The 10,000-nt window shown below is 60.0% G+C and carries 13 protein-coding genes and 1 pseudogene; 10 read left to right on the forward strand and 4 right to left on the reverse strand.

Translation table 11 applies throughout. The features are described 5' to 3' along the window. Positions 1–692 (reverse strand): flagellar motor protein MotB (locus LDL37_RS11500; protein WP_290798305.1); only part of this gene is annotated, 692 nt, incomplete at its 3' end. Between the two features lie 146 nt (positions 693–838). Between LDL37_RS11500 and LDL37_RS11505 the strand changes: the two genes are divergently transcribed. Both LDL37_RS11505 and LDL37_RS11510 read left to right on the forward strand, forming a co-directional pair. Beyond that, positions 839–1,348, forward strand: coding sequence for a flavin reductase family protein (locus LDL37_RS11505; RefSeq protein WP_290798308.1), 510 nt, complete (start codon positions 839–841; stop codon positions 1,346–1,348). 8 nt (positions 1,349–1,356) lie between these two features. Beyond that, on the forward strand, positions 1,357–2,220 hold the full coding sequence (locus LDL37_RS11510) for an NAD(P)-dependent oxidoreductase (RefSeq protein WP_290798311.1): 864 nt from the start codon (positions 1,357–1,359) through the stop codon (positions 2,218–2,220). Positions 2,221–2,224: 4 nt separating this feature from the next. Here the strand turns inward: LDL37_RS11510 and LDL37_RS11515 are convergent, their stop codons facing one another. The 3 genes from LDL37_RS11515 to LDL37_RS11525 are packed head-to-tail and all read right to left on the reverse strand — an operon-like array spanning position 2,225 to position 4,380. Then, the gene (locus LDL37_RS11515) at positions 2,225–2,776 is read right to left on the reverse strand and encodes a hypothetical protein (protein ID WP_126423829.1); all 552 of its coding nucleotides are present in this window, start codon (positions 2,774–2,776) and stop codon (positions 2,225–2,227) included. Then, complete coding sequence (gene hemB / locus LDL37_RS11520; RefSeq protein WP_290798314.1) at positions 2,773–3,774, reverse strand: porphobilinogen synthase; 1,002 nt, start codon at positions 3,772–3,774, stop codon at positions 2,773–2,775. The genes LDL37_RS11515 and hemB overlap by 4 nt, the downstream gene beginning before the upstream one ends. A gap of 60 nt (positions 3,775–3,834) precedes the next feature. After that, entirely contained in the window at positions 3,835–4,380 is a 546-nt protein-coding gene (locus LDL37_RS11525) for a hypothetical protein (RefSeq protein WP_290798317.1), read from the reverse strand. Positions 4,381–4,680: 300 nt separating this feature from the next. Between LDL37_RS11525 and hemA the strand changes: the two genes are divergently transcribed. The 8 genes and pseudogenes from hemA to LDL37_RS11565 form a co-directional block, all read left to right on the forward strand. Further along, positions 4,681–5,904 carry a 5-aminolevulinate synthase gene (gene hemA, locus LDL37_RS11530; RefSeq protein ID WP_013480408.1) on the forward strand — a complete coding sequence of 408 codons (1,224 nt, stop codon included), beginning with the start codon at positions 4,681–4,683 and terminating at the stop codon, positions 5,902–5,904. Positions 5,905–5,943: 39 nt separating this feature from the next. Then, positions 5,944–6,159 carry an addiction module protein gene (locus tag LDL37_RS11535; protein ID WP_290798323.1) on the forward strand — a complete coding sequence of 72 codons (216 nt, stop codon included), beginning with the start codon at positions 5,944–5,946 and terminating at the stop codon, positions 6,157–6,159. After that, positions 6,159–6,458 carry a type II toxin-antitoxin system RelE/ParE family toxin gene (locus tag LDL37_RS11540; RefSeq protein WP_290798326.1) on the forward strand — a complete coding sequence of 100 codons (300 nt, stop codon included), beginning with the start codon at positions 6,159–6,161 and terminating at the stop codon, positions 6,456–6,458. Before LDL37_RS11535 ends, LDL37_RS11540 begins: the two co-directional genes overlap by 1 nt. A gap of 3 nt (positions 6,459–6,461) precedes the next feature. Beyond that, positions 6,462–6,671 carry a hypothetical protein gene (locus LDL37_RS11545; RefSeq protein ID WP_013480405.1) on the forward strand — a complete coding sequence of 70 codons (210 nt, stop codon included), beginning with the start codon at positions 6,462–6,464 and terminating at the stop codon, positions 6,669–6,671. Positions 6,672–6,789: 118 nt separating this feature from the next. After that, positions 6,790–8,085 carry a serine hydroxymethyltransferase gene (gene glyA / locus LDL37_RS11550; protein ID WP_272742011.1) on the forward strand — a complete coding sequence of 432 codons (1,296 nt, stop codon included), beginning with the start codon at positions 6,790–6,792 and terminating at the stop codon, positions 8,083–8,085. A gap of 66 nt (positions 8,086–8,151) precedes the next feature. Further along, positions 8,152–8,583: pseudogene (gene nrdR, locus LDL37_RS11555) on the forward strand (transcriptional regulator NrdR); the annotation flags it as partial. A 150-nt stretch (positions 8,584–8,733) separates the two neighbouring features. Beyond that, positions 8,734–9,384, forward strand: coding sequence for a RibD family protein (locus LDL37_RS11560; RefSeq protein WP_290798335.1), 651 nt, complete (start codon positions 8,734–8,736; stop codon positions 9,382–9,384). A 43-nt stretch (positions 9,385–9,427) separates the two neighbouring features. Beyond that, positions 9,428–10,000: riboflavin synthase (locus tag LDL37_RS11565; RefSeq protein WP_290798338.1), on the forward strand; the 573-nt coding region annotated here is incomplete at its 3' end.

Raw genomic sequence — 10,000 nt, forward strand, 5'->3', positions numbered from 1 at the left:
TCCGACTGCCCCATGCCGGGGGTGCCGGTCGTGTGCCCGGTGATCGAGATGCGGTTGGGCAACTGATTGACGACCTTGGCCACGGCGCGCAGCAACAGGCGGGCGCGTTCATTGGGCTGTGTAGAGTTGGCATTGAACATGGCGCGCCCTTCCTGATCGATCAGTTGGATGCGCAACCCTTCCGGCGTCTGATCGACAAGGATGTTTTTCGACAGTTCGGCCAGTTCGGGCATGTCCTGAAGGGCCTGACGCAGCGATTCGGCGGCGGAGCGGAACGAAGCCTCCTCGCGTTTTTGCAACTCTTCGCGCAGTTCCTCTTCCGGCGTCTGCGACAGGTCGGCGGCATTTTTGGCGGTGCCGTCACGATCCTGCACGTCCGGGGCTTCGGGGGCCATATGCTCGATGAAGGCCATCGAGCCTTCCTGCTTGACGCCGTCACGGCCAATCGCGGTGCCTGCCAGAATGCCGCCTGAGCCCGAAGTCGTCTGAGATACGCTGGCCGGGGCGAAATAGTCGGCCACGCCCTTCTTTTGTTCGGGGGAGGTGGTGTTGATCAGCCACATCAGCAGGAAGAAGGCCATCATGGCTGTCACGAAGTCGGCATAGGCGACCTTCCACGCGCCGCCGTGGTGTCCGCCGCCGACGACCTTCTTGACTTTCTTGATGACAACGGGGGCGTCGCGACTGGCCATACGAACTCCGGAAGTTCATCAATCTATCGGTCATTAATCTTAACAGGCGGTTGAAGCCGCCAGCGGTTTTGAGGCGGTTTCAGCGATTGACCCCCGCAGGCTTTTGGGGTCAAAGGAGGGGGTATTCCTGTTGCCATGAGGTTCCGTTGAGCGACCCTGATCGTCTGGCCTATCGTCACGCGCTGGGCACCTTTGCCACCGGCGTGGCTGTCGTCACCATTCCCGTGGTGGACCGTGAAGGCCACCCGTGCGTCATGGGGCTGACCATCAACTCGTTCGCCTCTGTGTCTCTGGAGCCGAAGCTGATTCTGTGGTCTCTGGATCTCAAATCCGAACGCTATGCCCTGTTTGCCGAGGCGCAGAGTTTTGGCATTAATATCCTGAGCGCGGCGCAACGCGATCTGTCCGACCGCTTCTTCCGTGAAAACCCCTATTGCCGCGAAGCCGACGACCTGTCGTTCGCTGACGAACCGCTGCGTTTGAAAGGGGCGCTGTCCTGGCTGAAATGTCGTCAGTATCAGACGCAGGTGCTGGGGGATCATCTGGTGATTGTCGGTGAGGTCGAAGCCTTCGATCAGTCCGAAACCCATTTTGGCGAACACGGCCTGACCTATTTCCGTGGCCGCTATGGCCAGACCCACCCCTTACCGGTTTGAGGCATCCCATGCGTATCGTATTTGCAGGTCTGGGCGTTATGGGCGCCCCCATGGCCGGTCATCTGTTGAAGGCCGGTTTCGAGGTCGTGGGCTTCAACCGCTCGGTGGATAAGGCCATGGCGTGGGGGGAGGCGCACCGCGCGGCCTTTGCCACCGACTTTGAAGAGGCCGTGGAAAATGCCGAGGTGCTGGTCCTGTGCGTCGGGCGCGATGATGATGTGCGCGATCTGGTGACGCGGGCGGCGGAGCGCATGGCGGTGGGCAGTCTGATCGTTGACCACACGACGACTTCGGCCCGACTGGCGCGTGAGCTTTCGGTCCTATGTGCCGAGAAAGGTTTGCATTTTGCCGATGCGCCGGTGTCCGGCGGACAGGCGGGTGCCGTCAATGGCGCCTTGTCGGTCATGGTCGGGTGCGAAGAGTCGCAACTGGCCCGCGTGCGCGCGGTGACCCTGCCCTATACCAAGTCTTTGACCCGGATCGGCGAGGCCGGTGCGGGCCAGACGGCCAAGATGTGCAACCAGATTGCCATTGCCGGAGCGGTGCAGGGCATTGCCGAGGCGCTGCACTTTGCCAAATGCGCTGAGATTGACCCGGAGCTGGTGTTCCAGGCTATCTCACAGGGCGCGGCGGGGTCGTGGCAGATGTCGAACCGCTGGGCGACCATGGCCGAGGGCAGGTACGACTTTGGCTTTGCGGTGGACTGGATGCGCAAGGATCTGGGGATTGCGCTTGATGAGGCGCGCTCAAACGGCGCGCACCTGAGCGTCGCCGCACTGGTCGATCAGTTCTATTCCGAGGTGCAGGCCATGGGCGGAAATCGCTGGGACACCTCATCGCTGCACGCGCGTCTGGAGGCGCGGCGGAAGTAAATGTTCAACTTTTCAGAGACTGGAGATAGTCCTTGAAGCCGGTTGTATATTCATCGTCAAAGCTAATTTGACTTATGTCTTCCCAATCGATTTCGACGGGGCCTTCCAAAGGCGCGGCCACAGCATCAATGCCATTCAAAATAAGGCGACGTGAAACCTGAGCAATCTCTCCGACTTCACACTCATTACCTATGTTGACGGCGATGGTTTTTTCCAAAGTTTTTAGTGCCCAGCAGAGTTCTGGCAGACTATTTAAATTTATGCCATCGGGTTGTACGCCTTTGTGAATACCGAAAGAACGTAGAATGATTGAACGTCCGGTTTCAGTCGGGCTTTGTCGCCAACCGACAAGGTGACTAAGAGCAAAAACGGCAAACCCATCAGTATGCCAATCGTCAATGGTTTGGAGCAAGGCAAGCTTCTCCGTCAACGCAATGACATAACCTTCATATTGACTATAATCATCGAGATGATCGGTTATGAGTTTGACGCAGTCGGTGGACGCTAAGGCTACATTGAGGGTTTTGACCGGATACTCGTAATCGTTATCGCTCATCGCGCCAACTTCTCCGCCACGTATTTTGCAAAATACGTCAAAACGCCCGACGCGCCGGCGCGTTTGAAGGCCAGCAGTGTCTCAAACACGCCCTTGTCGTGGTCCATGAAGCCAGCATTCACCGCCGCCTTGATCATCGCGTATTCGCCCGACACCTGATAGACGAAGGTCGGCACTTTGAACGTTTCCGATACGCGCTGCACGATGTCGAGATAGGGCAGGCCGGGTTTGACCATGACCATGTCGGCACCTTCCTGAAGGTCCATGGCGACTTCGCGCAGGGCCTCGTCGGTATTGGCGCTGTCCATCTGATAGGTCTTCTTGTCGCCTTTCAAAGCCGAGGTGCCGACCGCGTCGCGGAACGGGCCGTAGAAGGCCGAGGCGTATTTGGCGGCATAGGACAGGATCAGCTTATCGGTCAGGCCCTGTGCCTCCAGCGCCTTGCGAATCTCGCCGATTCGCCCGTCCATCATGTCAGAGGGGGCCAGCACATCGGCCCCGGCCTCGGCCTGTACCAGCGCCTGTCGGGTGAGTATCTCGATGGTCTTTTCGTTGTGAATCCGGCCGTTGGAGAGGATGCCGTCGTGGCCGTGCGAGGTGAAGGGATCGAGCGCCACATCGACGATCAGGCCTATTTCCGGCACGGCGGATTTGATGGCGCGACAGGTGCGGGCGATCAGACCGTCGGGGTCATAGGCGGCCGTCGCGTCATCGTTGCGCAGCGACGGATCGATATTGGGAAACAGCGCCAGGGCCGGTATGCCCAGCGCATAGGCTTCTCTGGCTTCCTTGACGGCTTCGGCGATGCTCAGACGATCGACGCCTTCCAGCGAGCGGATGGGGTCACGCGCCACGTCCTTGTCGTGCACAAAGATCGGCCAGATCAGGTCGGAAACGCTGAGGTGGTGTTCGGCCACCAGATCACGCACCCAGCCCGACTGACGCAGACGGCGCGGGCGGGAGAGAGGGTAGGCACCGACGAGGGGGGAGAAGGTCATATGGACGCCCCGTTTAAGCGTATCAGATGTGCGAAAATATCAGATCAACGGGGCTGGGGCTTACGCCGTTCTGAAGCGTTTGCCAATCGGCTTGTGATTATTGAGCTTGAGAACGCCGTTCACAGACGTGGCCAGAATCCATACGGTGGCCATGAAGGTCAGCAGGGCCGAAACCACATAGCCCGAAGAGACGCCGAGTATGGTCGAAACCGGGATGCTGGAAATATCGAGGTCGCTGAGATCGAGGTCGATTCGTCGCCAGTCGGAGATGTCGTATTGCGACCAGATGAGGTTGGCCAGCGTCCAGGTCAGCACGACGGTACAGATAACCGCGATAAAGGTCGCCATGCCCCACAGGGCAAAAATCGCCCAAAAGTGTTTGATCTGATAGCGAAAATGTGTCTGAACATAGGAGGTGCAGTTGTTTTTGCGCAGATAGGCCAGTGCCGCACCGATCAGGGCCGTAATGCCCAGCGAAAACGGGCTAACGAACAACAGGCCATAGACGACATAGGCCAGATTACGCTCGTCCTCTTCGCAGGCGGCGGCACTGGATTGACCGGTAAAGGCAGTATCGGCGACGGCTTTGGAAGACGAAGCGTTCATGACCGGACCTTTGCTGACGGTTGTTAGCGCACCCCATGAGACCCTATATTTGCAAAAAATTCATTATAATGCAAACACAGTTCGATTGTGCCGATATGCGGGTTGGCAAGAGGTGCGTCATTATGCACCAGCGTCAGGGGCAGATTTGATGCGCCACAGGTCGAAACCTATGGCATATTGATACTGGCCACGGGCGGAACAACCCACTATACCGGCTATGGTCAAACAGGGCGTTGAGACCCTGACAACAACCCACCGAGGGCCCGGTTTCTTTTGCGGAAACGGGGTTGAGATAAGTACATGGATTACAACGCCGCATTCGAGGCCGCCATCGACGCCGTCCGCAAGGAGGGTCGTTACCGCGTTTTTGCCAATCTGAAGCGTCATCGCGGTGCCTTCCCGCGCGCCACCTGGCAGCGTGAGGACGGGAGCGAGCGCGACGTCACGGTCTGGTGTTCCAATGACTATCTCGGTCAGGGGCAAAACCCGGTGGTGATTGAGGCCATGCACCGTGCCATCGACGAAGCCGGTTCGGGATCGGGTGGCACGCGCAATATCTCCGGTACGACCTGGTATCATAACGAACTTGAGGCCGAACTGGCCGATCTGCATCACAAGGAGGCCGCTCTGGTCTTCTCGTCGGGCTATGTTGCCAACGAAGCGACCCTGACGACCCTGTACAAGATTTTGCCGGGCCTGATCATCTTTTCGGATGCGCTGAACCACGCCTCGATGATTGCGGGCATCCGCAACGGCGGCGGGGCACGTCACGTCTTCCGCCACAACGATCTGGCGCACCTCGAAGAGTTGCTGGCGGCCGCCCCGGTCAATGCGCCCAAGCTCATCGCCTTTGAGTCGGTCTATTCGATGGATGGCGATATTGCCGACATCGCCGGGACCATCGCTCTGGCCAAAAAATACAACGCTCTGACCTATATCGACGAAGTGCACGCCGTGGGCCTCTACGGTGAGCGCGGGGCTGGGGTGGCCGAACGTGACGGCGTGATGGATCAGATCGACATTATCGAAGGCACGCTCGGTAAGGCCTTTGGCATGATGGGTGGCTATATTGCCGGTAAGGCTGCCATGTGCGACGCCATCCGCCTGTGGGCTTCGGGCTTCATCTTCACCACCTCGCTGCCCCCGGCGGTGATGGCGGGTGCGGCGGCCAGCGTGCGCTGGCTGAAAGCGCACAATGAGCGCCGCATTGCGCATCAGGAGCGCGCTCAGACCCTGATGCGTCGGTTCCGCGAACTGGGTATCCCGGTCCTGCCGTCGGTCAGCCATATCGTGCCGGTGCTGGTTGGCAATCCGGTGCATTGCAAGATGATTTCGGACATGCTGCTCAATGATTTCAACATCTATGTGCAGCCGATCAACTATCCCACCGTGCCCAAGGGCACCGAGCGTCTGCGCTTCACGCCGTCACCGGATCATGATGACGACATGATGGATGAACTGGTCAAGGCGATGGACAAGCTGTGGAGCCACTGCAATGTGGCCCGTATGCCGGCGGTGGCCTGACGTCTTGGCAGATCAGGGGTTTGGGGGTATCCTCACCCCATGAACGCTGTGTCCAGAATTGCGATCTCTGATCTGACGGTTGAGGAGCGCCTCGAACTGATCGAAGCGCTGTGGGATAGTCTTGAGGAAAAGGATGTCCCTGTTCCGGCGTGGCATATGGCCGAACTTGAGCGACGGATGCAGACCTTCGAGCAGGATAAGGCCCACTCCGTAAGCTGGGACGTGATCCGCGCCGAGCTTGAGCGCGACCTGTAGTGGCCGAATATCTTTTTGAGTTCACACCCGTTGCCCGGCGTGAAGTCATTGAGGCGTCAAGATGGTACACATCGAAAAATCCGCACCTTGGTCGCCGTTTCAACCAGCAGGTAACCGACGTACTGGCAAATATCTGTCGCTCCCCCTTCGGGAATGCAGAAGTGCAGTCCGGGCTTAGACGCGCCCGGCTGGCGGATTTCCCTTATCACCTGTATTACAGGCTGGAGGATCCTACTCTGTATGTGGTGGCGGTGCTGCATACACGCCGCAACCCGAGCGCCTGGAAGAAAAGGGAGTAACCCATGTCCGAATTTCTCCTCGAACTTCAGCGCAACGGCGCCTATCTGAAGGTCACGGCGGTTGATCCGGTGTCGGGCGAAGAGGTTTCAACCCTGGGGCCCGCCACGGACCCGGAGGCGGTCAAACGGCTGGCGGTACAGAAGCTGAAAAACCGCCTCGAAGCGCTCAAGCCGCAGCCTTTGAACCGCGGGCGCGGCGGCATTATTTGCTAAACCTGAGGATCAGACGTTTTCGCTTGGATTCGCTGTCTCAAAGGTTTAACAGACGCGCAATTTCGGACGATGCGCTATATATAGTGCCGACCTTCCTCCAGACGACAGGATAAAGCTCGTGAACGCTCCCGCTTCCTTCATCCCGCAAGGCTATTTCAACAGCGACCTGGCCCATGCCGACCCGGCCGTTCTGGCGGCGATCAAGGGCGAACTGACCCGTCAGCAGGATCAGATCGAGCTGATCGCTTCGGAAAACATCGTCTCGAAGGCGGTGCTTGAGGCGCAGGGTTCGGTCCTGACCAACAAATACGCCGAAGGCTACCCCGGCCGCCGCTATTATGGTGGGTGTGAATATGCCGACGAAGTCGAAAAGCTGGCCATTGAGCGCGCCAAGCAACTGTTCAACTGCGCCTTTGCCAATGTGCAGCCGCATTCCGGCGCCAACGCCAATCAGGCGGTCTTCTTCTCGCTGCTGCAACCGGGCGACACCTATATGGGGATGGATCTCGCCTGTGGCGGTCACCTGACGCACGGTTCGCCCGCCAACCAGTCGGGCAAGTGGTTCAAGGTCGTCCCCTATGGCGTGCGCGAAGATAACCATCTGATCGACTATGATCAGGTCGAAGCGCTGGCCAAGGAACACCAGCCGAAGCTGATCATCGCCGGGGCCTCCAACTATAGCCGTCACATCGACTTTGCCCGCTTCCGTCAGATCGCCGACAGCGTCGGGGCCTATCTGTTTGTCGATATGGCCCACTATGCCGGTCTGGTCGCCGGCGGCGTCTATCCGGACCCGCTGCCGCACGCCCACGTCGTCACCACCACGACGCACAAGACCCTGCGCGGTCCGCGCGGCGGCCTGATCCTGTCCAATGATGAGGCGCTGGGCAAGAAGATCAATTCGGCGGTATTCCCCGGTCTTCAGGGCGGCCCGCTGATGCACGTCATCGCCGCCAAGGCCGTGGCGTTTGGTGAGGCGCTGCAACCGGAATTCAAGGCCTATGCGGCGCAGGTCGTGGCCAATGCCCGCGTGCTGGCCGAAACCCTGATGGCGCGTGGTCTGGGCGTCGTCTCCGGCGGCACCGACAGCCACGTCATGTCGGTCGATCTGCGCCCCAAGGGCCAGACCGGCAAGGCGACCGAGCACGCGCTGGAAGAGGCCTTCATCACCTGCAACAAGAATGGTATCCCGTTCGATCCGCAGCCCTTCACCATCACCTCAGGTGTGCGTCTGGGCACCCCGGCGGGCACGACCCGCGGCTTCCGCGAGGAAGAGTTCCGCCTGATCGGCAACCTGATCGCCGATGTGGTCGATGGCATGGCCTCGAACTCCGGCGCGCCGGATGAGGCCGTGACGGCGAAGGTGCGCGCGCAGGTCAAGACCCTGACCCAGCGCTTCCCGATCTACGCGTAGTTATTTTTGTCGCGCAATTCATCCGAAAACCGGTGCCCACCTTTCGGATTGCGCTTGGAGCCCTGAATGCGCTGCCCCTTCTGCGGAAATCCTGAAACCCAGGTCAAGGACTCCCGTCCCTCCGAGGATGGGGCAGCCATTCGCCGTCGCCGCTCGTGCAGCGAATGTGGCGGGCGCTTCACCACCTTTGAACGGGTGCAGTTGCGCGAACTGATTATCGTCAAGCGGTCGGGTCGCCGCACGCCGTTCGACCGCGAAAAGCTGGAGCGCTCGATTTCGCTTGCAACGCGCAAGCGTCAGATTGATCCGGAGCGTATCGACCGCATGGTGTCGGGCATTGTGCGTCAGCTTGAAAGCCTGGGCGAAACCGAAATCGGCTCCGAAGTGGTCGGTGAGCTGATCATGAAGGCGCTGCGCTCGCTCGATTCCGTGGCCTATGTGCGCTATGCCTCGGTCTATCGGGATTTTCAGGAAACGTCGGATTTCGCGAAGTTTCTGGGGGCCGAAGGCTTTGATGGTGACGGGATAGACGTGCCGCTGACGCCCGCCCCGGCCGGCAATCCCGACCCGAAGGACCCGTCGCCCATCCGTCAGGGGCTGGGCGAGCAGGATCTCTCTGCCACCGATGATGCGTGAAGCCGGGGCACTATGATCCGTCCGTTCGTCACGCTCAAACTGGCCACCACCCTCGACGGGCGCATCGCCACCCACACGGGCGAAAGCCGCTGGATCACCGGTGAGCCCGCCCGTCGCGCCGTGCACGAACTGCGGGCCTCACACGATGCTGTGCTGGTTGGCATCGAAACCGTGCTTAAAGATGATCCCGAACTGACCGTGCGTTTGCAGGGCTATGAGGGCTATCAGCCGGCGCGTGTCGTTCTGGATTCGCGGGGACGCATCCCGCTGCACTCCAAACTGGTGCAGACGGCGCGCGTCATCCCGACCTATGTGGTGACGACGCACGACCTCAATCCGGAGCTGGTCTCGCTGGGGGTGCGGCCATTGAAGGTCGCCTCACGGCATCAGCGCGTCGATTTGATCGCGGCTCTGGAAGCGCTCAATGCCGCCGGGATCGACCGCCTGTTTGTCGAAGGCGGCGGGCAGATCGCCACGGCCTTTGTCAAGCTGGGCGCGGTGGACCGACTGGAATGGTTCCGCGCGCCCACTATATTGGGCGGTGACGGTCGCGCTGTGATAGGGTTTCTCGACATTGCGGACATCAACCGGGTGATCCGTTTCACCCGCGTGGGCGTTCAAGCGGTAGGCGACGATTTGTGGGAAAGCTACGAACTGGAGTAGCGCCGTCTCCGTTTGACGCAGAGACGGCAAGTAAGGACGCAGTATGTTTACAGGCATCATCACCGATATAGGCACCCTGACCGCCATTGACCGCCACGACGGCGGGGCGCGCTTTGAGGTGCAGACCGCCTATGACCTTTCGACCGTCGATATCGGGGCCTCGATCGCCCATTCCGGCTGCTGCCTGACCGTGGTGGAAAAGCGCGGCGACCGTTACACGCTCGACCTGTCGAATGAGACTCTGGCCGTTACCACGCTCGATCACTGGCGTGTGGGCGACCGCGTCAATCTGGAGCGGGCGCTGAAGGTCGGTGATGAACTGGGCGGTCATATCGTGTCGGGCCACATCGATGGGGTAGGGGAGCTGATCGCCCTCACCGAAGACGGTGACGCCTACCGGCTGAAGGTGCGTGTGCCGCGCCCGCTGCACCGCTATATCGCGCATAAGGGCTCGATTGCGCTGGATGGTATCTCGCTCACAGTGAACGAGGTCGAGGACGATGTTTTCGGCGTGGCCATCATCCCACACACCTGGACGCATACCACCCTGTCCGACCGCAAGGTGGGCGACAAGTTAAACCTTGAGATCGACCTGATGGCACGCTATGCCGCGCGC

This window comes from Asticcacaulis sp., from assembly GCF_020217185.1.
In the GTDB taxonomy this organism is placed as follows: domain Bacteria; phylum Pseudomonadota; class Alphaproteobacteria; order Caulobacterales; family Caulobacteraceae; genus Asticcacaulis.

Excerpts from the sequence above, each read along its gene's own strand:
- LDL37_RS11510 (WP_290798311.1), top strand. The coding sequence starts at position 1,357 with ATGCGTATCGTATTTGCAGGTCTGGGCGTTATGGGCGCCCCCATGGCC.
- LDL37_RS11515 (WP_126423829.1), bottom strand. The coding sequence starts at position 2,776 with ATGAGCGATAACGATTACGAGTATCCGGTCAAAACCCTCAATGTAGCC.
- hemB (WP_290798314.1), bottom strand. The coding sequence starts at position 3,774 with ATGACCTTCTCCCCCCTCGTCGGTGCCTACCCTCTCTCCCGCCCGCGC.
- LDL37_RS11525 (WP_290798317.1), bottom strand. The coding sequence starts at position 4,380 with ATGAACGCTTCGTCTTCCAAAGCCGTCGCCGATACTGCCTTTACCGGT.
- hemA (WP_013480408.1), top strand. The coding sequence starts at position 4,681 with ATGGATTACAACGCCGCATTCGAGGCCGCCATCGACGCCGTCCGCAAG.
- LDL37_RS11535 (WP_290798323.1), top strand. The coding sequence starts at position 5,944 with ATGAACGCTGTGTCCAGAATTGCGATCTCTGATCTGACGGTTGAGGAG.
- LDL37_RS11545 (WP_013480405.1), top strand. The coding sequence starts at position 6,462 with ATGTCCGAATTTCTCCTCGAACTTCAGCGCAACGGCGCCTATCTGAAG.
- LDL37_RS11560 (WP_290798335.1), top strand. The coding sequence starts at position 8,734 with ATGATCCGTCCGTTCGTCACGCTCAAACTGGCCACCACCCTCGACGGG.